At 72.1% G+C, this 18,343-nt stretch carries 21 protein-coding genes; 6 read left to right on the top strand and 15 right to left on the bottom strand.

Translation table 11 applies throughout. From position 1 onward, the window contains the following. Nucleotides 1-86 precede the first annotated feature (86 nt). The 4 genes from DEJ12_RS05615 to DEJ12_RS05600 form a co-directional block, all read right to left on the bottom strand. Nucleotides 87-395: a hypothetical protein gene (locus tag DEJ12_RS05615; protein ID WP_111029324.1), complete on the bottom strand. Its 309-nt coding sequence runs from the start codon at nucleotides 393-395 to the stop codon at nucleotides 87-89. Continuing rightward, nucleotides 392-1,072 (bottom strand): hypothetical protein, encoded by a 681-nt coding sequence (locus DEJ12_RS05610; protein WP_128780933.1) that lies wholly within the window; start codon nucleotides 1,070-1,072, stop codon nucleotides 392-394. Before DEJ12_RS05610 ends, DEJ12_RS05615 begins: the two co-directional genes overlap by 4 nt. Next, the gene (locus DEJ12_RS05605) at nucleotides 1,069-1,623 is read right to left on the bottom strand and encodes an RNA polymerase sigma factor (RefSeq protein WP_027466268.1); all 555 of its coding nucleotides are present in this window, start codon (nucleotides 1,621-1,623) and stop codon (nucleotides 1,069-1,071) included. The genes DEJ12_RS05610 and DEJ12_RS05605 overlap by 4 nt, the downstream gene beginning before the upstream one ends. 205 nt (nucleotides 1,624-1,828) lie before the next feature. Then, nucleotides 1,829-2,665 carry an alpha/beta fold hydrolase gene (locus tag DEJ12_RS05600; protein WP_111029322.1) on the bottom strand — a complete coding sequence of 279 codons (837 nt, stop codon included), beginning with the start codon at nucleotides 2,663-2,665 and terminating at the stop codon, nucleotides 1,829-1,831. A gap of 180 nt (nucleotides 2,666-2,845) precedes the next feature. Between DEJ12_RS05600 and DEJ12_RS05595 the strand changes: the two genes are divergently transcribed. Further along, nucleotides 2,846-3,475: an MOSC domain-containing protein gene (locus DEJ12_RS05595; RefSeq protein ID WP_111029321.1), complete on the top strand. Its 630-nt coding sequence runs from the start codon at nucleotides 2,846-2,848 to the stop codon at nucleotides 3,473-3,475. Between the two features lie 24 nt (nucleotides 3,476-3,499). Here DEJ12_RS05595 and DEJ12_RS05590 read toward each other — a convergent pair whose 3' ends face one another. Beyond that, complete coding sequence (locus tag DEJ12_RS05590) at nucleotides 3,500-3,883, bottom strand: MmcQ/YjbR family DNA-binding protein (RefSeq protein WP_111029320.1); 384 nt, start codon at nucleotides 3,881-3,883, stop codon at nucleotides 3,500-3,502. A 141-nt stretch (nucleotides 3,884-4,024) separates the two neighbouring features. On the opposite strand from DEJ12_RS05590, the gene DEJ12_RS05585 reads away from it, so the two are divergent. After that, on the top strand, nucleotides 4,025-4,324 hold the full coding sequence (locus tag DEJ12_RS05585) for an excalibur calcium-binding domain-containing protein (protein ID WP_209049853.1): 300 nt from the start codon (nucleotides 4,025-4,027) through the stop codon (nucleotides 4,322-4,324). A gap of 118 nt (nucleotides 4,325-4,442) precedes the next feature. On the opposite strand, the gene epsC is transcribed toward DEJ12_RS05585, so the two are convergent. The 3 genes from epsC to DEJ12_RS05570 all read right to left on the bottom strand — a co-directional run bounded on the left by epsC (nucleotide 4,443) and on the right by DEJ12_RS05570 (nucleotide 7,298). Then, nucleotides 4,443-5,003 (bottom strand): serine O-acetyltransferase EpsC, encoded by a 561-nt coding sequence (gene epsC / locus DEJ12_RS05580; RefSeq protein ID WP_110863472.1) that lies wholly within the window; start codon nucleotides 5,001-5,003, stop codon nucleotides 4,443-4,445. Between the two features lie 20 nt (nucleotides 5,004-5,023). Beyond that, a complete protein-coding gene (cysK, locus tag DEJ12_RS05575; RefSeq protein WP_027466262.1) occupies nucleotides 5,024-5,962 on the bottom strand; it encodes a cysteine synthase A in 939 nt (312 codons plus the stop codon). 298 nt (nucleotides 5,963-6,260) lie between these two features. Then, nucleotides 6,261-7,298 (bottom strand): dipeptidase, encoded by a 1,038-nt coding sequence (locus DEJ12_RS05570; protein WP_111029318.1) that lies wholly within the window; start codon nucleotides 7,296-7,298, stop codon nucleotides 6,261-6,263. Between the two features lie 43 nt (nucleotides 7,299-7,341). On the opposite strand from DEJ12_RS05570, the gene DEJ12_RS05565 reads away from it, so the two are divergent. After that, nucleotides 7,342-7,917, top strand: a complete 576-nt coding sequence (locus DEJ12_RS05565) for a GNAT family N-acetyltransferase (RefSeq protein ID WP_111029317.1) — start codon at nucleotides 7,342-7,344, stop codon at nucleotides 7,915-7,917. Next, on the top strand, nucleotides 7,914-8,423 hold the full coding sequence (locus DEJ12_RS05560; protein WP_111029316.1) for an SRPBCC family protein: 510 nt from the start codon (nucleotides 7,914-7,916) through the stop codon (nucleotides 8,421-8,423). The genes DEJ12_RS05565 and DEJ12_RS05560 overlap by 4 nt, the downstream gene beginning before the upstream one ends. Here DEJ12_RS05560 and DEJ12_RS05555 read toward each other — a convergent pair. The 6 genes from DEJ12_RS05555 to DEJ12_RS05530 form a co-directional block, all read right to left on the bottom strand. Beyond that, complete coding sequence (locus DEJ12_RS05555) at nucleotides 8,390-9,223, bottom strand: MurR/RpiR family transcriptional regulator (protein WP_111029315.1); 834 nt, start codon at nucleotides 9,221-9,223, stop codon at nucleotides 8,390-8,392. The genes DEJ12_RS05560 and DEJ12_RS05555 overlap by 34 nt on opposite strands. Next, entirely contained in the window at nucleotides 9,220-10,479 is a 1,260-nt protein-coding gene (locus DEJ12_RS05550) for an allantoate amidohydrolase (protein ID WP_111029314.1), read from the bottom strand. Before DEJ12_RS05550 ends, DEJ12_RS05555 begins: the two co-directional genes overlap by 4 nt. Beyond that, nucleotides 10,476-11,729: an alanine--glyoxylate aminotransferase family protein gene (locus DEJ12_RS05545; RefSeq protein WP_111029313.1), complete on the bottom strand. Its 1,254-nt coding sequence runs from the start codon at nucleotides 11,727-11,729 to the stop codon at nucleotides 10,476-10,478. Before DEJ12_RS05545 ends, DEJ12_RS05550 begins: the two co-directional genes overlap by 4 nt. Nucleotides 11,730-11,772: 43 nt before the next feature. Beyond that, a complete protein-coding gene (allB, locus tag DEJ12_RS05540; RefSeq protein WP_220034798.1) occupies nucleotides 11,773-13,149 on the bottom strand; it encodes an allantoinase AllB in 1,377 nt (458 codons plus the stop codon). After that, complete coding sequence (locus DEJ12_RS05535) at nucleotides 13,146-13,910, bottom strand: aspartate/glutamate racemase family protein (protein ID WP_111029312.1); 765 nt, start codon at nucleotides 13,908-13,910, stop codon at nucleotides 13,146-13,148. The genes allB and DEJ12_RS05535 overlap by 4 nt, the downstream gene beginning before the upstream one ends. 159 nt (nucleotides 13,911-14,069) lie before the next feature. Continuing rightward, nucleotides 14,070-15,635, bottom strand: coding sequence for an NCS1 family nucleobase:cation symporter-1 (locus DEJ12_RS05530; RefSeq protein ID WP_111029311.1), 1,566 nt, complete (start codon nucleotides 15,633-15,635; stop codon nucleotides 14,070-14,072). A gap of 273 nt (nucleotides 15,636-15,908) precedes the next feature. Between DEJ12_RS05530 and DEJ12_RS05525 the strand changes: the two genes are divergently transcribed. Then, complete coding sequence (locus DEJ12_RS05525; protein WP_035808811.1) at nucleotides 15,909-16,472, top strand: VOC family protein; 564 nt, start codon at nucleotides 15,909-15,911, stop codon at nucleotides 16,470-16,472. A gap of 51 nt (nucleotides 16,473-16,523) precedes the next feature. Here the strand turns inward: DEJ12_RS05525 and DEJ12_RS05520 are convergent, their stop codons facing one another. Further along, the gene (locus DEJ12_RS05520; protein ID WP_111022162.1) at nucleotides 16,524-17,255 is read right to left on the bottom strand and encodes a FadR/GntR family transcriptional regulator; all 732 of its coding nucleotides are present in this window, start codon (nucleotides 17,253-17,255) and stop codon (nucleotides 16,524-16,526) included. An 86-nt stretch (nucleotides 17,256-17,341) separates the two neighbouring features. On the opposite strand from DEJ12_RS05520, the gene DEJ12_RS05515 reads away from it, so the two are divergent. Beyond that, on the top strand, nucleotides 17,342-18,247 hold the full coding sequence (locus DEJ12_RS05515) for a proline iminopeptidase-family hydrolase (protein WP_258370554.1): 906 nt from the start codon (nucleotides 17,342-17,344) through the stop codon (nucleotides 18,245-18,247). The last annotated feature ends 96 nt before the right edge of the window (nucleotides 18,248-18,343 follow it).

Below are 18,343 nucleotides of genomic sequence, written 5' to 3'. Positions count from 1 at the left end.
CGCCGGGCGGGATCAGCTGCGCCCACGGCGGACGGGAGGCCCGTGGCGGCGTCGCCACGGGCCTCCCGTCCGGTCTGTGGTCGCGGTCAGCCCACCCGCGCGACGCGCACGTCGACGCGGCTGAGCGCCAGGCCGTGTGCCGCGGCGGTCGCCAGGGCGACGTCGTGGACGGCGCGGGCGACCTCGGGGGCCGGGCGGAAGCCGTCGGTGCCGATGACGATGCGCACGGCGTCGTCGTCGACGACGATCCGGAGCGGTCCGGTGCTCGTGGCGATGCTGCGGACCGCCTGCACGGCGCTCGCGACCGTCGGGCGGGAGCGGTACAGGTCGGTGACGCCGGGGACCTCGAGGACGGCGGCCTCGATCGCGGCGAGGGTCTCGTCGGTGGTGCTCATCGGGCCTCCTCCGGGTCGGTGCCGGGCTCGTCGGTGCCTGTCTCGTCGGTGCCGGGCTCGGGGTCCGGCAGCAGGTCGCGGACGACGACGTCGATCGCCTCGACGAGCAGGTCGGTCTGCTCGGCCAGGGCGCCGGCCACGGCGGCGCGGACCAGCTCGGCGGTCGCCGGGATCGACGGACCGGACGCGATCGCGATCTCGACGACCACCCGGATCGGGGACGCGAGTTCGGTGACGTCGCCGTCGAGGTGGCAGCGGGCCACGAGCACGCCCGGGACCTCGTCGCCGGTGCGGCGGATGAGGGACCGGATGGCGCCCTCGGTCATCACCGGGCGCTCGGTCTCGGACAGGGGGCGGAGCGGGACGTCGCGACCGGAGCGGGACTCGATCGAGATGTTCGCCAGGACGCCGCTGATCCAGGACTCGTCGGCCGGGGCCTCGTCGCGGGCGGCCGCCTCGAGCGAGCGGAGCGACGCGTGGCGGACGCGGATGATCGCGGCCAGGGCGTTCTGGCAGGCGGGCGAGTCGTCGATGCTCGGGTCCGCCGGCTGCATGCCGGCGTCGAGGTAGTCGGCGAGTTCGTCGATCGAGTGGCCGTCGAGGTCACCGCGTTCGAGGGCGTCGAGTGCTTCCGGGCTGTCGGGCAGGTCCGGCCGGATGCCGTCGTGGTCGGTCATCGCCATCCCTCCATGAGTCGGATCATGTTCTTCCTCGCTCGGGACAGCAGTCCCCGGACCGTCGAGGGTGGCAGGTCGAGTTCGGCGGCGATCTCGTCGTACCGGTACTCGAGCACCTCCTTCATGATCCAGCACCGTCGTTGGGCTTCGGGCAGTTCGGCCAGCGCACGTTCGACCGCGTCCTCGCGCGAGCGCGCCTCGGCGACCCGGTCGGGTGCGTCGTCGGCCGGCGCGGCGACCTCGAGCTCGGTGACGTCGTCGTGGACGCGCCGCGCGCGGATCCGGTCGAGGCACTTCCGGCTCAGGATGCGCATCAACCACGACTTCACGCGCGCGAGGTCCTCGAGGGAGTCGAGGCGGTCCCACGCGGTGATGAAGGTCTCCTGCACGACGTCGTCGAGTTCGTCGGTGGAACCGAGGGTCCGACGGGCGTAGGCGCGGAGCAGCGGGGTGTGGCGACGGATCAGGACCTCGAAGGCCCGGACGTCACCGTCGGACGACCGGCCGGCGAGGACCGCGTCGTCGAGCTCGGCGAGGGACTGGTGGTGCACGCGTTCCTTCTACTGGTGGTGGATGGTGAACGGCTGGGTGCGTCCGTCCACCGTCGTCGGACGGGTACTGGTGGGACGCATCCCGCACCGCGTTCGTCACACACCGAAGGGCGCACACCGGACGGTTCCGGTGCGCGCCCCCGACGTCGTGCGTGTCGGCTCGCCCTCCTGCGTGTCGGCTCGTCCTCCTGCCGGTCGGCTCGCCCTACTGCTGGATGAAGGCGAGCAGGTCGGGGTTGATGACGTCCGCGTGGGTCGTCAGCATCCCGTGCGGGTACCCCTCGTAGATCTTGAGCGTGGCGTTGCTGAGCAGCTCGGCCTGCTTGAGCGAGGCCGCCTTGTACGGCACGACCTGGTCGTCGTCGCCCTGCGTGACGAGGACCGGGACGGAGATCGCCTTGAGGTCCTCGGTCTGGTCCGTCTCCGAGAACGCCTTGATGCCCTCGTAGTGGGCCAGGGCGCTGCCCGTCATGCCCTGGCGCCACCAGTTCGCGACCACCGGGGCGGAGACCTCCACGCCGGGACGGTTGAACCCGTAGAACGGGCCCTCGGCGACGGCCTGGAAGAACTCGGCGCGGTTCGCGGCGAGGGCGCTCCGGAACCCGTCGAGCACCGAGATCGGCGTGCCCTCCGGGTTGGTGTCGCTCTGCAGCATGATCGGGGGCACCGACGAGACCAGGATGGCCTTGGCGACCCGGCCCTGGGGCTCGCCGTACTGCGCGACGTACCGTGCGACCTGGCCACCACCGGTGGAGTGCCCGATGTGGACCGCGTTCTGCAGGTCGAGGTGCTGCACGACCGCATCCGTGTCGCTCGCGTAGTGGTCCATGTCGTGACCGGTGCCGATCTGCGACGAACGCCCGTGCCCGCGGCGGTCGTGCGCGATCACCCGGTAGCCCTTGCCCAGGAAGAACAGCATCTGCGCGTCCCAGTCGTCCGACGACAGGGGCCATCCGTGGTGGAAGACGATCGGCTGCGCATCGCGCGGCCCCCAGTCCTTGTAGAAGATCTCTGCACCATCGCTCGTGGTGACGAACGCCATCGTGAACCTCCGTGAGTTTCTGCTCCACATGTGACGCGGACTGGCCGCTGCCTCCCGTTCGGCGGGAGACCGAAGCCCCTTCACCGTAGGACCGGCGCTCCGGCGACCGCTTGGGTCATTCATCCCGATCCGGCCGGGCACGGCTTGGTGCGCGGGCGTGTGTGCACCAGAGTTGATCCCATGTCGCTCGTCACCGCCGTCTGCCGCGTCGACCGCCTGCTGCCGGACTCCGGCATCATCGGCGTCACCGCCATCGACAAGCGTCCGGTCACCGGCAGCGTCCGGGTCCGGCCGCTCGGCCTGCGCGCCGACGTGCAGGCGAACCGCAAGTACCACGGCGGTGTGGACCAGGCCGTGTACGCCTACGCCGACGAGGACGCCGCGTACTTCGCCGACCTGCTCGAACGCGAGGTCCCGCCCGGCCTGTTCGGCGAGAACCTCCGCACCAGCGGCATCGACGTCACCGGGGCCGTGACCGGGGAACGCTGGCGGATCGGCGACACCCTCGTGCTCGAGGTGACGGTCCCGCGCACACCCTGCGGCACCTTCGCCCGGCGCATGGGGATCGACGGGTGGGTGAAGCGGTTCGCCGACGAGGGTCGGCCCGGGGCGTACTTCCGCGTCGTCAAGTCCGGTTCGCTCGCCGCGGGTGACCCCGTCGAGGTGATCCACCGGCCGGAACACGGGGTGACCATCGGCGAGATCTTCGGCGACCTGGCGCCCGATCGAGCACGGGCCGTGCTCGAGTCGGGGGAACGGCTGGCGCCGAAGGTCGTCCACGACCTGTCGAAGGTCGCGGCGCGGGCCTGAGCCGGTCGAGCCAGTCGGGCCCGATCAGCTCGGCAGCACGCCGCGCGAGGGGTCGATCGGACGCTTCGCCACGGGCAGCCCGGCCACGACCAGGTCGTAGGCGTTCGCCACGAGGTCCTCGACCAGGGTCTCGTCGATGCCATTGCCCGGCGTCAGCGTGATCCAGTGCCGCTTGTTCATGTGCCACCCGGGCGTGATCTCGTCGTTGTCGCGCACGAGCGCTGCCCCGTGCGGTGGCGCGCACTTGAGGTTCACGATCGGGGTCCCACGCACCTCGGTCACCATCACGAACATCTTGCCGACGACCTTGTAGACCACGGAGCCCTCGCCGAACGGCTGGGTCTCGACGGCCGCCGGCAGCCCCAGTGCCGTGCGACTCGCGATGTCGTGCAGCTGCTCGCCGTCCATGTGACCAGGATGCCGCAGGCCGCCGACAGCGCACCCCGTTCGGGGGCAGGTCATGAGTGTCGATCACGTCGTAGGATCACCACGCCGCGCACCCGACGCGGCGGTCGCTCGCGCGATCACCACCAGTTCCAGGGGGAACCCGTGCGCATCATCCGTACCCTCGGCATCGCCGCCGCCACCGCCGTCCTCGCGACCACCGTCGTCGTCGGCGGGACCTCGACCGCGCAGGCCGCGCCGAAGTCCTACGCCAACTGCACCGCGGTGCACAAGGTCTACTCCGGCGGCATCGCCAAGAAGTCCGTCACGAAGAACAAGGTCGTCTCCGGCGGCAAGACCACCTACCGTGCGCTCAAGGGCACGGTGAAGAAGGACGACGCCCTGTACAAGGCGAACACCAAGCTCGACCGCGACAAGGACGGCATCGCCTGCGAGAAGAGCTGACGCTCCCACTCGCTCGGTGGCACCGGCACGACACCGGTGTTCGCGTGCTGAACACCCGCACACCGCGGTGCGATGCGCGAACACCGGTGTTTTGCGTGCCCGGGGCGGCGCGACGCGCTCAGAGCGTCGGGACGCCCTCGTGCCCGGACCGGGGACGCGGAGTCCCGGCGACACCCGTGACGACCGACCCCGCCGGCACGTCCTTCGTGACCACCGTGTTGGCACCGACGACGGAGTCCGGACCGATCGTGATCGCCCCGATCAACGACGACCCGGCGCCGAGCACCACGCGGTCCCCCACCACCGGGTGCCGTCGGGCCCCCGGGCCGTGGTCGCCCCCGCGTCCGCCCAGGGTGACGCCGTGGAACACGAGCACGTCGTCACCGATGACCGAGGTCTCGCCGATCACGACGCCCATGCCGTGGTCGATGAAGAACCGACGGCCGATGCGCGCGCCGGGGTGGATCTCGATGCCGGTGACCGACCGTGCGACCTGCCCGAGCAGGCGAGCCGCGAACCGGGATCCGGGCAGCCCCTGCGCGTTCCAGAGACGGTGGGTCACCCGGTACGTCCAGATGGCGTGCAACCCGGAGTAGACGATCGCGTTCTCCAGGTCGCCGCGGGCAGCGGGGTCACCGCGGCGTGCTGCGGACAGGTCCTCCCGGATGGTCCGCAGCACGCCTCGTCGAAGAGGACGATTCACGCAGTGAGCCCCTCGAAGAGCACCGTCGACAGGTAGCGCTCTCCGGTGTCGCACACGATGGCGACGATCCGCTTGCCGGCGTTCTCGGGGCGTGCGGCGATCTCGAGGGCCGCGTGGATGATCGCGCCGGACGAGATGCCCGACAGGATGCCCTCCTGCGTCGCCAGGGCACGGGCGACCCGCAGCGCGTCGTCGAGCTCGACGTCGAACACCTCGTCGATGACGCTCTGGTCGAGGACCTCGGGCACGAAGTTCGCGCCGATGCCCTGGATCTTGTGGGGACCGGCCTTGCCCTCGGTGAGCAGGGGCGAGTCCTTCGGCTCGACGGCGACGATCTGCACGCCGGGCACGCGCTCCTTGAGCACCTGCCCGACACCGGTGATCGTGCCGCCGGTGCCGACACCGGCGACGAACACGTCGACGTGCTCCTCGGTGTCGCGGAGGATCTCCTCCGCCGTGGTCTTCCGGTGGATCTCGGCGTTCGCAGCCGTCTCGAACTGGTGGGCGAGGATCGCGCCGGGGGTCTCCGCGACGATCGACTCGGCCTTGGCGACCGCGCCCTTCATGCCCTCGGGCCCGGGGGTCAGGACGATCTCGGCCCCGTACGCGCGGATGACCGCACGGCGCTCGACACTCATGGTCTCGGGCATCGTGATGACGACCCGGTAGCCACGGGCGGCACCGACCAGCGCGAGGGCGATGCCGGTGTTGCCGGACGAGCCCTCGACGATGGTGCCACCGGCCTGCAGCGCACCGGAGGCCTCGGCGGCGTCGATGATCGCGACGCCCAGACGGTCCTTGACGCTGGCGCCCGGGTTGTAGAACTCGAGCTTGGCGAGCACCTCGGCCCCGCCCGCCTTCGGCAGCCGGTTCAGCTTGACGAGGGGGGTGTTGCCGAACGCCTGGGAGATGTTCTCGTAGATGGTGCCGCTCATCCGGTCCGTCCTTCGCAGCTCAGGTCGCGCATCGCTCTTCCTGGAGGCGCGGTGTGCGCCCGATCCTAGCGACCGGACCCCAGGCGGTCCTGTCCGTGACGGCGCGTGCGCGCCCGGCAATTGGTCCACACGCTGTGGACCAATTGCCGCTTCCTCGGGCCATGCCGCTGCGCCCCGTCTCGTCCCACCGCGAGAGCGACAGATGCCCGCGGAAGGTTCACCGTGTTCTGTCGCTTTCGCGGGAGTGAGCACGACCAGCGCCGAGGAGAGTCGCTTTCGCGAAGCGAAACACACCGCGTCAGCGCACGAACGCCGTCCGGGCGAACCGCTCGTCGGTCGCCTCGAGCACCCGCAGCACGTTGCCGCCGGCCAGCGCCCGCAGGTCCGGCTCGCCCCAGCCGCGTCGGACGAGCTCCGCCGCGAGCACCGGGTACCGCGACACGTCCCGCAGGTCCGGCGGCAGCACCGGGGTGCCGTCGTAGTCGCCGCCGAGGCCCAGGTGCGCCACACCGGCGACGTCGCGGGCGTGCTCGACGTGGTCGGCGACGTCCGACACCGTGACCAGGGGCGGTTCGCCGGACATGCCCGACTCCTCCCAGTCCGCCCACGCCCGCGACACGAACTTCGGCACGAAGGTGATCATCACGACGCCACCGTTGTCGGCCAACCGGGCGAGCACGTCGTCGGGCACGTTCCGCGGGTGGTCGTCGATCGCGACGGTCGACGAGTGGCTGAACACGACGGGCCGGGTCGCCACGTCGAGGGTGTCCCGCATGGTTTCCGGGGCGGTGTGGGACAGGTCGACGAGCATGCCGATCCGCTCCATCTCGGCGACGATCTGCCGCCCGCGGTCGGTCAGGCCGCCGTGCGCCCGCTCCCCGGTCGCGGAGTCGGCCCAGGGGGTGTCGTCGTTGTGGGTGAGCGTCATGTAGCGGACGCCGAGCCGCGCCAGGGTCCGGAGGACCGCGAGGTCGTCACCGATCGAGTGCCCGCCCTCGGCGCCGAGCAGCGACGCGATCCGGCCGGAATCGACGGCGGCACGGACCTCGGCGGCGGTGCGGGCGAGCGCGAGGTCGTCGGGGTAGCGCTCGATGATCCGGTGCGCGAGGTCGACCTGCTGCAGCGTCGTCGTCACGGGGTCCGGGTCGTCCGCGGGCACGAACACCGACCAGAACTGCCCGACGACTCCGCCGGCACGGAGCTTCGGGATGTCGGTGTGCAGCGAGTCGGTCTCGGTGTCGATGCCCTCGACACCGGAGTCGTGGCTGTCACGACGCTCCCACGGCAGGTCGTTGTGGCCGTCGATGACCGGGAACGGGAGCGCGTCGAACGTCATCCCCCGACGCTACCGCCCACGCCGTCATGGCTAGGCTCCAACCGTGCAGCCCGTCACCCTCCGCACCGAGCGACTGGTGCTCTCGGCCCCCGACCTCGGCGACGCCGACGACGTGGTGGCCTACGCCAACGACCCCGACGTCATCGCTTCCACCCCGGTGCCGGTGCCGTACGGGCACGCCGAGGCACGGTACTGGATCACTGACGTCGTCGCGGCCGGCTGGGCGGCGGACAGCCGGTACGAGTTCGGTATCCGGCGCGCGGACGACCTCCGGCTGCTCGGCACGGTCGGGCTGTTCGCCTTCGCCGACGGGGCCGCCGAGATCGGCTACGCCATGCACCCGGACGGTCGCGGCTCCGGCATCATGACCGAGGCCGCCGAGCGCGTGCTGCAGTGGGCCTTCGCCGGTCCGCCCGAGGGACTCGGTCTCGTCCGGGTACAGTGGCGCGCGATCGCCACGAACACCGCGTCGGCCGCGGTCGCACAGCGGCTCGGGCTTCGGTTCGAAGGACGTACGCGGTCGAGCGTGCTGCACCGCGGCAGCCGGCACGACCAGTTGCTCGCCGCCGCGTTGCACGACGACGATCGGTCCACCCCGACGGTCTGGCCGACGTCGTGACCGTCTCGTTCCAGGTCGTGACGGAGCTGCCGGTTCCGCCGGAGCGCGCCTTCGCGCTCTCGCTCGACATCGGCGCGCACGAGCGATCGATGGCCGCGACCGACGAACGCGCCGTTGCCGGCACTACGGCCGGCACGATCGGCCTGGGCGAGTCCGTCACCTGGCGTGCGCGGCACTTCGGGATCGTCTGGCGGATGACGAGCAGGATCACCGCCCTGGAGGCGCCCCACCGCTTCGTCGACGAACAAGTGCGTGGGCCGTTCGCCCGGTTCCACCACGAGCACCGCTTCGAGCCGTCGGCCGGCGGCACGCGCATGGTCGACACCATCACGTTCCGCGCACCGCTCGGCCCGCTGGGCCGCCTGGCCGAGGTGCTCGCGCTGGCCCGGTACATGCCGCGGCTCATCGCCGACCGCAACGCCTCGCTCGCCGCCGAACTGCGTGCCGAGCTGCGCGCCGGATCGGACGGCGATCAGGGCGCAGCGAGCTCCCCCAACGCGTCGTAGGCGGTGGCGACGGCGTCGACCCGCACCCGGCCACCGGGACCCGAGGCGTCGTAGACGTCGTTCGTGATCGCGGCGACGACGGCGAACAGCGCGGCCATCGAGTCGAACGCCGACGGCGAGTCGACCGGGCAGAGGATCGCGGTGGCGGCGGGAGCGGCGATGACCGCGGCCGTCGGGTCGCCGAGGACGATGACGTCCGCCCCGGAGTCGACGCAGTGCCGGACGATCCGTTCGACCCCGGCGGTGTGCCGACGAACGGTCACCAGGACCACGAGGTCGTGCCGGTCGAGGTCGGCGACCTCTTCGCCGAGCCGCTGCCCGGGCGACGGACCGACCCGGACGTCGGACCGCACCTGCGCCAGCTGGGACCGCAGTTGCAGCGCGATCGGGTACGCGCCGCGTTCACCGAGGACGAGCACGCGGCGGGCACGGACGATCCGACGGGCCAGGCGCGGGCGATCCGCTCGGCCGAGGGACGCGAAGGCCGCGTCGAGGTTGCGCGCCTCGACCGCGCGCTGGTCGACGTGGGCGGCGTCCTCGGCGACCCACGGCAGGCCCGAACCCCGGGCGGACATCAGGTTCTGCCGGACCTCGGCGGCATCCTGGAACCCCAGCGACCGCACGAGTCGCGAGACCGTGGCCTTCGAGGTGCCGGACTCGGCCGCGAGTTCGGCGGAGGTGCCGACGAGCAGGAGTTCCGGGTCGTGGCGGACCATCGCGGCGACCCGACGTTCGGCGGGCGAGAGCTGCTCCCACACGGAGTCGATCCGGGCGCGGACGTCGGGGCCTGCGGTGCTCATGCGCGGGCCACCCGGTCGACGGCGACGGCCAGGGCGTCGAGGCCGAGGGCGATGTCCGGCGTCGACACGAACTCGTCGGGGTGGTGACTGATGCCGTCGGGGTTGCGGAGGAACAGCATCGCGACGTCGGTCACGAGTCCGAGCGACATCGCGTCGTGGCCGGCTCGTGAGAACAGCTCCATCGGCGCGGTCTCGCCCGTCGACACGATCCCGGCGTGGACGGCGTCCATCAGGCGGGGCGAGCAGAACACCGCGGGCGCACGGTGCACCTCGGTCGGGGTGACACTCACCCCGCGCCGTTCACCGATGAGCGTGAAGGCCTTGGTGAGTTCGTCCCAGACCTCGTCGCGCTCGTCGTCGAACTCGCCGCGCAGGTCGACGGAGAACCGTGCGAGCCCGGGGACGACGTTGACGGCTCCGGGTTCGACGGTCATCGTGCCGACGGTGCCGACCTGGTGCGATGCCCGGCAGATCCGTTCCACCGCGAGCGCGGCCTCGGCGGCGGCGAGCAGCGCGTCGTGCCGGCGCTCGTAGGGGGTGCCGCCGGCGTGCCGGGCCTCTCCCACGGCCTCGACCGAGAACCGGCGGGCACTCGCGATGCTCGTGACGACCCCGAGGGCCTGCCCGGCCTGTTCGAGGTACGGCCCCTGCTCGATGTGCGCCTCGAGGTAGCCGACCACCGACGCCGGGTCGACCGCGGCGTCGCCGACGCGCTCCGGGTCGAGGCCGAAGTCGGTGAAGGCCTGTCGGAGCGTGACGCCGTCACCGTCGGTCAGGTCCCACCAGGCGTCGTCCCAGACCCCGGCCACCGCGGACGACCCGAGCAGGGCCTTGCCGAAGCGCGTGCCCTCTTCGTCGGAGAACGCGATGACCTCGAGCGCGACGGGCAGCGGACCGTCGGCGGTGAGCCGGGCGACCGTGCGGATCGCCATGAGCACCCCGACGACGCCGTCGTACCGTCCGGCGTCCACCACGGTGTCCAGGTGCGAGCCGAGCAGCAGCACGGGGGCGTCGGGCGTCGCACCCGCGGCCCGGCCGCGCAGGTTGCCGGCGGCGTCCTGCCAGGTGGACAGTCCGGCGTCCTGCATCCAGCCCGCGACGAGGGCGTTCGCCCGGGCGTGCTCGGGCGACAGGTAGACGCGGGTGATCCGGCTCGGTTCGGCGCTGAGGGCGGCGAGCTCGTCGCACCAGCGGGCGACGAGTTCGGCGTCGGCGGTGCCCACGGCGGTGGCGTTCAGGACGGGCACGGCGCTCACGCGAGCACCTCGGCCCCGGCGGGAGCGACCGCGGCGGGGTCGTCGCGGAAGACGTCGAGGGCGGCATCGACACCGCCGCCGTGCGGGACCGCGTGCCCGGCCCGACGCAGGGTGTGCTCGAGCGCGGCCAGGGTCGTGACCACGGTGTCCTTCCGGGCGTTGTAGCCCATCGTGCCGATGCGCCAGACCCGTCCGTGCAGCGGTCCGAACGAGGTGCCGATCTCGATCCCGTGGTCGTCGAGCATCGCGCCGCGGACCTGGTCGCCGACGACGTCGGACGGGATCTCGACGGCGACGACGTTGTGCATCTTGTGGGCGACGTCGCCGAAGACCGGGAGCCCGAGGGCCTGCACCCCGGCGAGCATCGCGCGCCCGGCGGTCTCGTGGCGGGCGACGACGGCGTCGCGGCCTTCCTCGAGCAGGATGCGGGCGCACTCGTGGGCGGCGTAGAGCATCGAAGCGGCCTCGGTGTGGTGGTTCAGGCGGCGGGGGCCCCAGTAGTCGAGGATCATCGCGAGGTCGAGGTAGTTCGAGCGGATCGGTTCGTCGGCGACGTCGTCACCGGGTTCGCGGATGCCGGCCTCGACGCTCCGCCGCTCGTCGAGCACGGCCACGGCCTTGGGCGACAGCGTGACGGGTGCGCTGCCGGACGGGCCGCCGAGGCACTTCTGCAGCCCGGCGCTCACGGCGTCGATCCCCCAGGCGTCGACCTCGAGCGGGTTGCCGCCCACCGTCGCCGTGGCGTCGGTGTAGAGCAGCACGCCGTACCGCTCGCAGATCGCACCGAGTTCGTCGAGCGGCTGGTTCATCGTGGTCGAGGTGTCGCCCTGCACGACCGCCAGCACCTTCGGCCGGACGCGGGCGATGGCCGACTCGATCGCGGACGGCGTGAAGACCTGACCCCAGTCGGTCTCGATGGTGTGGACCTCGGCCCCGGCACGGCCGGCGATCTCGGCGAGCAGGTGCCCGAACCGGCCGAACACCGGCACGAGCACGCGGTCCCCCGGGGCGAGCAGTGACACCAGCACCGCTTCGATCCCCGCACGGGAGGTGCCGTCCACGAGCAGCGTCGCGTCGTTGCCGGTACCGAACACGCGGCGGTAGAGCGCCTGCGTCTCGTTCATCGTCGAGGTCATCCAGGGGTCGTACTGGCCGACGAGCGGCGTCGACAGGGCACGGAGCACGCGCGGGTCGGCGTCGATCGGGCCGGGCCCCATGAGGAGACGGGCGGGTGGGTTCACTGGGAGCATGGTGGTTCCTTCCGTTCCTGATCCGAAGATACCGGAACGATCGTTACAGGGGTGTTTCCGCCGCGAGCACGGGCCGTCCGGCCAGCTGCCCCTCGACGCCGACCACGCCGCCGTCCGCCGTGGCGATGCGACGGCCGCGGAGCCAGGTCTCGGTGACGCTGCCGCGCACGCGGAGCCCGTCGAACGCGGACACCGGGTTGCGGTGCTCGAGCCCGGCGACGTCGACGACGGACTCGGCGGACGGGTCGAACACGGCGAAGTGCGCCAGGGCACCGGGAGCGATCACCGCGCGGTCGCGCAGCCCGACCAGGGCGGCCGGACCGGTCGTGAACAGCGGGAGCAGCGCCTCGAGCGGGATCCCGCGACGCTCGGCCTCGGTCCACACCGCCCGGAACCCGACCTGCAGGCCGGCGACCCCGCCCCAGGCCAGACCCCAGTCGTCGGTCTTCAGGTCGGCGGTGGAGGGCGAGTGGTCCGACACGACGAGGTCGATCGTGCCGTCGAGCACGCCGGCCCACAGCGCGTCGCGGTTGGCGTCGTCGCGGATCGGTGGGCAGCACTTGTAGGCGGTCGCGCCGTCCGGGATCGTGCCCGCCTCGAACGACAGGTAGTGCGGGCACGTCTCGACCGTGATCCGGACGCCGTCGTCCTTCGCCGCGCGGAGCATCGGCAGCGCGCCCGCGTCGGACAGGTGCAGCACGTGCACCCGCGCACCGGTCGCCCGGGCGCCGTCGATGACCTGCGCGATCGCGGACCGTTCGGCGGCGACGGGCCGGGTGGCCAGGAAGTCGGCGTACCGGCCGCCGAGCGCCCGGTGCGGCACGAGGTGTTCCGGGTCCTCGGCGTGCACGATCAGCAGGGCGTCGATCCGGGCGACCTCGGCGATCGCGGCGCGGAGCTGCTCGGGATCGAGGTGCGGGAACTCGTCGACACCGCTCGGCGCCGTGAAGCACTTGAACCCGAAGACGCCGGCGTCGTGCAGGGCGTCGAGCGACCCGAGACTCGCGGGAACCGCGCCACCCCAGAACCCGACGTCGACCGCCACCCGGCCCTCGGCACTCGCACGCTTGACGGCGAGCGCCTCGACCGTGGTGGTCGCGGGGATCGAGTTGAGCGGCATGTCCACGATGGTCGTGACGCCGCCCATCGCAGCGGCCCGGGTCGCGGACGCGAAGCCCTCCCACTCGGTGCGACCGGGCTCGTTGACGTGCACGTGGGTGTCGACGAGTCCGGGGAGCAGCACCTGCCCGGCCGGCACGGTGTGGTCCTGCACGGCGTCGACGACCGTGTCGACGGGCAGGACGCCGGTGACCCGGCCGTCGTGGACGACGACCGCGGCAGGACGGAACGCCCCGTCGACCCAGGCTCGCTGCGCGCGGACGACCAGGTCTGCCGTGTCGCCCGCCGGGAGGCCCGTCACGCGCCCGCCCCGGCCGTCGCGACCGCCGCCGGATGGCGTTCGAAGCCCGCCAGCAGCCCCGACATGGCCTTCACCGGCGGCAGGGCGTACTCGCCGCGCTTGCCCGTGGACAACCCGAGCCGGACGAGCGACTCCGCCAGGACCGTGGCCGCCGCGACGCCGTCGACGACCGGTGCCCCGATGGCCAGCGAGACCTCGGCGCAGAAGTCGGCCATGCCCGCGCACCCGAGCACGACGGCATCGGCTCCCCCGTCGATGACCGCTCGGCACTCCTCGATCACGAGCGCCCGTGCACCGGACTCGGGGTCGTCCAGCTCGAGCACCGGGACCTCGCACGCCCGGATCTCCGTGACGAGCGGGGCGAAGCCGTAGCGCTGGGCGAGCTCGTGGGCGCGGCCGGTCGTCCGCGCCAGGGTGGTGACGACGCCGAACCGGCGGCCGAGCATCGCGGCGGCGTGGAACCCGGCCTCCGCGATCCCGATCACCGGCACCGTCGCGAGCTCCCGCGCGGCGTCGAGCCCCGGGTCCCCGAAGCAGGCGACGACGAACGCGTCCACCCCGTCCTGCTCGCCGCGGGCGATCTGCTCGAGCAGCCCGGGCACGGCCAGGGCCTCTTCGTAGTGGCTCTCGATCGAGGCCGGCCCCATCGAGGGTTCGACCGCTTCGACCAGCGTGCCGGGAGCGGCGGCGGCCTGGGCCGCGACGCCGATCGCCCGCGTCATCGACGCGGTGGTGTTGGGGTTGACGACGCGGATGCGCATCGGGGTCCTTCCGGTGGAGCGAGTGGAGCGGTGGAACCGGTGGTGCTGGGTGGTGACCATCGTGGCGGAGGCGGGGCGGGCCTCCCGGCCGTGGTCTGGATCTGTGGACGACCGAGCGCCGCGACCCGCCCTGTGGAGGACGGGCCGCGACGCCGGCGGTCAGGCGCGACCGACGGCCGCGCCGTCGTCGACCGAGGGGTCGTCCGCGTCGAGCACGGGCATGCTCGGCCGGACACGCTCGAGCGCCCAGAAGACGACGAGGCCCAGGCCGCACCCGATGAACCAGCTGTAGCTCGACAGCCACGGCAGCACGCCGAGTGCCGGGGGCAGGACCGCGCTCGCCACCGAGATCGCGCCGGTGACCGCGAGGGTCCAGATGGCGTTCGGGTTGAACCCGCCGCGGTACCAGTACCGGGCGGTGCGGCTCGTGGAGTACATGTCGTCGATCGCGATGCGCTGCTTGCCGACGATGTAGTAGCCCGCGATGAGGATGCCGAACAGCGGGCCGATCAGCGCACCGAGCACCCCGAGCGTGTACAGGATCGCCTGGTCGTTGCCGTACCAGTTCCACGGGGTGAGGAGCACGGAGCCGACCGCGGCGATCATCCCACCGGCCCGCCACGAGATCTTCCGGGGCGCCACGTTCGAGAAGTCGAACGCGGGGCTGATGAAGTTCGCCACGATGTTGATGCCGACGGTCGCCGTGACGAAGGTCAGGCCGCCGAGCAGGATCGCGAAGGGTGCTCCGATGGCCTGCACGGTCTCGATCGGGTCGGTGATGAGCTTGCCGAACACCGGCACCGTCGCACTGGCGCAGAGGACCGTCAGGACCGAGAAGAACAGGAAGTTGATCGGCAGACCCCAGAAGTTGCCGCGCTTGACCGCACGGAACGACCGGCCGTAGCGCGAGAAGTCCCCGAAGTTCAGCATCGGGCCGGAGAAGTAGCTGACCACCAGGGCGACCGCGGACAGCATCACCGGGATCGACGCCCCGAACGACAGCGGCTCGCCGGCCGACAGGGTGAACGAGATGTTGCCGATGCCCGCCTGGCTGACCAGGTAGACCGCGAGCACGATCATCACCACGTAGACCGCCGGTCCGGCCCAGTCGATGAACCGCTTGATGGCTTCCATGCCCATCCAGAACAGCGCGCCCTGCGCCACCCAGAGGATCGCGTACGAGATCCAGCCCAGGGCCGACAGCCCGAGGAACGAGTGGTCGAGCAGCCCCGCCGACGCCGGGATGAACTTGAGGAAGATGATGTTCAGCGACTGGGCGGCGAGGAAGGTCTGCACGCCGTACCAGGCCATCGCGATGAGGCCGCGGATGATGGCGGGGACGTTCGCGCCGAGCACGCCGAACACCGCGCGGTTGATCACCGGGTACGGCACACCGGTGCGCTGCGACGGCTTCGCGACCAGGTTGGCGAAGACCTGCACGATGAGGATGCCGACCACCAGGGCGATGAGCACCTGCCAGCTCGCGATGCCGAGGGCGAAGAGCGACCCGGCGGTGACGTAGCCGCCGACCGAGTGCACGTCGGACATCCAGAAGGCGAAGAAGTTGTAGCTCGTCCAGCGCTGCTCGCGCAGCGGGGCGAGGTCCTCGTTCGTGAGCGCCGGGTCGTACCCGGGCTTGACGACACCGGCACCCGCTGGGGCGGGAGCGGCGGTCGTGGTGGGGGCGTGGGGCGCGGCGACTGGTGTCGCGATGTCGGTAGCCATGGCGTCCTCCGAGGGAGTGGGAAGCGGGGCGGTGCGTGCTTGAGCACGAAGCTACGGAGCGACTTCGCCCCCGCCGTTTCCCTCGTGTAACGGTCGTGTGTCCCGCACCCCGTCCTGGAACGACCGTTCCGGGACGGTGGTCGAGACCGGCGCCGACCGCTCCCGGTGCCGCGCGCGGAGCCGCGGTGCGGCTTGCCGCATCGATGGGCGCCTACCCCGCACGGACCCCGCCCCGACCCGAGCCGCGGGGACCGCCGGTGGTACGAATCGACCATGAGCAGGGGAATCAGGATCGACCACGTGGGCGTCACGGTGCCGGACATCGACGCAGCCACGCAGTTCTTCGAGGCGGCGTTCGACGCCGTCGTCCTGTACGACATGCGGCGTCGTGACGAGACGCCGAACAGCAGTTCCGAGGCGCACGGCTACCTCGGCATCCCGAGCACCATGGCGCAGGGGGCCATGCGGATGCTCGCGCTGCCGGAGGGGCCGGGGCTCGAGCTGTTCGAGTACCTGGGGCCCGAGCAGCGGAACGCCGCACACCCGTCCGACCTGGGATGGCAGCACCTGGCGATGTACGCCGACGACCTGGACGAGACGCTCGCCCGGGTCGAGGCGGCCGGCGGCACCCGGAACTCCGACCCGCGCGACCTGCGTGGTGACGAGGCGGGGGCCGGCAACCGGTTCGTCTACACGCGCACGCCGTGGGGGTCGACGCTCGAGCTCGTCAGCTACCCGACGCCGCAGCCGTACCTGGTGTACGCGCCGCGGCCGAAGTGGGCGCCGTGGCCGATGCCGGACGACGTCTACCCGGTGCCGGCTCCCGCCGTGCACTGACGACCGACCGCCGCACCGACCGACCAACACACCGACCGACAGACCGTCCTCTCAGTGGCGGGGCACCTGCCCCGTCCGCCGTACGGCCCGTTCGAGCAGTTCGACGTCGATCCCGACGTGCTGCCGGGCGATCACGCCCGCCTCGGGCGCCCGCCCCGAACACACCGCGTCCACCAGCAGTTCGTGCTCGTGGAGCGCGCGGGTCTCCATCTCCGCCATGCCCTCGGCCGTGCCCCACAGGTGCGCCGGAGCGGCGATGGAGATCTGCGCCTCCAACCCGGCGAGCGCCGTCCGCAGGGCGTCGTTCCGCGCGGCGTCGATGATCGTCCGGTGCAGCACGGCGTCGGCCTGCTGCTTCTCGAGTCCCGAGGTGGCGTCGCGGAACACCTCGAGCCGTGCACGGATCAGGGCTGCGTCGTCCGGGGTCACCCGTTCCGCGGCGGCCGTCGCGAGCGCCCCGTGCAGCAGCGCGATGGCGTCGGCGGTGTCCTGGATCGCCTCCCACCGGGCGAGCAGCACCCGCCCGACGGCGTCCGAAGAGTTGTCCGGCCACTCCGTGCGGACGAACGTGCCGCCGCCCCGGCCTCGACGGGTCTCGAGCAGCCCCCGTTCGACGAGCCGGGCGATCGCACCGCGCACGGTGACCCGGGCGACGCCGAGCAGGCCGGCCAGTTCGCGTTCCGGCGGCAGGTTCGCGCCGGGCAGGTACTCACCCACGGCGACGGCGGTCACGAGGCGGTCCTCGACCTCGTCGACGCGCGTCTCGGTCGCACGATCGGACACACGGACCCCCTTCGCGGTGTTACGACCACGTTAAGGCAGCAGAAAAGGTATTGCGTGGGACCTTTTTCCGCTCCATGCTGACCCCCATGTCCAGCATCACCGAATCCACGATGCCGTTCCGCGACGGCGAGACCTGGTACCGGGTCACCACGCCCGACACCCCGGTCGCGGGCGCGCTGCCCCTCGTCGTCCTGCACGGCGGGCCCGGCATGGCCCACGACTACCTCCGGAACCTCGCGGCCCTGGCCGACGAGACCGGCCGGACCGTTGTCCACCACGACCAGTTCGGCTGCGGCCGGAGCAGCCACCGCCCGGACGCGCCGGTCGACACCTGGCAGCCGCAGCTGTTCGTCGACGAGTACGCCGCCCTGGTCGAGCACCTCGGGCTCGGCGACCACCACGTGCTCGGGCAGTCGTGGGGCGGCATGCTCGGCGCCGAGATCGCGGTGCAGCAGCCCGCGGGGCTCCGGTCGCTGGCGATCTGCAACTCCCCCGCGTCGATGCAGCTCTGGGTCGACGGCGCCGCCGAGCTCCGCGCGCAGCTGCCCGCCGACGTGCAGGACGCCCTGACCCGGCACGAGACGGCCGGTACCGTCGACGACTCCGAGTACCTGGCGGCGACGCAGGTCTTCTACGAGCGGCACGTCTGCCGCGTGGTCCCGATGCCGCAGGACTTCGTCGACTCCGAGGAGCAGATGGAGCGCGAGCCGACGGTCTACCACACGATGAACGGCCCGAACGAGTTCCACGTCATCGGCACGATGCGTGACTGGACCATCGTCGACCGGCTCGACCGCGTCGCCGTGCCGACGCTCGTCGTCGCCGGCGAGCACGACGAGGCCACGCCCGCCACGTGGGCGCCGTTCATCGAGCGGATCGCAGACGTCCAGCAGCACGTCTTCCCCGGTGCGAGCCACTGCTCGCACCTGGAGCAGCCGGCGGAGTTCCGCCGGGTCGTCGCGGCCTTCCTGGCCGCGCACGACCACGCCTGACCCGGCCACCTTCGGTCTGGAGGCGCGGGACGGGCCCGCCCCGCGCCTCCAGGCAAGCAGTCCCCACCCCCACTCCTTATAGCCCTCCTCCACCCC

This window comes from Curtobacterium sp. MCLR17_059, from assembly GCF_003234665.1.
GTDB classification, from domain to species: domain Bacteria; phylum Actinomycetota; class Actinomycetes; order Actinomycetales; family Microbacteriaceae; genus Curtobacterium; species Curtobacterium flaccumfaciens.
This window is presented reverse-complemented; position numbering and strand designations above follow the sequence as displayed.

Excerpts from the sequence above, each read along its gene's own strand:
- DEJ12_RS05615 (WP_111029324.1), bottom strand. The coding sequence starts at position 395 with ATGAGCACCACCGACGAGACCCTCGCCGCGATCGAGGCCGCCGTCCTC.
- DEJ12_RS05610 (WP_128780933.1), bottom strand. The coding sequence starts at position 1,072 with ATGACCGACCACGACGGCATCCGGCCGGACCTGCCCGACAGCCCGGAA.
- DEJ12_RS05600 (WP_111029322.1), bottom strand. The coding sequence starts at position 2,665 with ATGGCGTTCGTCACCACGAGCGATGGTGCAGAGATCTTCTACAAGGAC.
- DEJ12_RS05595 (WP_111029321.1), top strand. The coding sequence starts at position 2,846 with ATGTCGCTCGTCACCGCCGTCTGCCGCGTCGACCGCCTGCTGCCGGAC.
- DEJ12_RS05590 (WP_111029320.1), bottom strand. The coding sequence starts at position 3,883 with ATGGACGGCGAGCAGCTGCACGACATCGCGAGTCGCACGGCACTGGGG.
- cysK (WP_027466262.1), bottom strand. The coding sequence starts at position 5,962 with ATGAGCGGCACCATCTACGAGAACATCTCCCAGGCGTTCGGCAACACC.
- DEJ12_RS05570 (WP_111029318.1), bottom strand. The coding sequence starts at position 7,298 with ATGACGTTCGACGCGCTCCCGTTCCCGGTCATCGACGGCCACAACGAC.
- DEJ12_RS05555 (WP_111029315.1), bottom strand. The coding sequence starts at position 9,223 with ATGAGCACCGCAGGCCCCGACGTCCGCGCCCGGATCGACTCCGTGTGG.
- DEJ12_RS05545 (WP_111029313.1), bottom strand. The coding sequence starts at position 11,729 with ATGCTCCCAGTGAACCCACCCGCCCGTCTCCTCATGGGGCCCGGCCCG.
- DEJ12_RS05535 (WP_111029312.1), bottom strand. The coding sequence starts at position 13,910 with ATGCGCATCCGCGTCGTCAACCCCAACACCACCGCGTCGATGACGCGG.
- DEJ12_RS05530 (WP_111029311.1), bottom strand. The coding sequence starts at position 15,635 with ATGGCTACCGACATCGCGACACCAGTCGCCGCGCCCCACGCCCCCACC.
- DEJ12_RS05525 (WP_035808811.1), top strand. The coding sequence starts at position 15,909 with ATGAGCAGGGGAATCAGGATCGACCACGTGGGCGTCACGGTGCCGGAC.
- DEJ12_RS05515 (WP_258370554.1), top strand. The coding sequence starts at position 17,342 with ATGTCCAGCATCACCGAATCCACGATGCCGTTCCGCGACGGCGAGACC.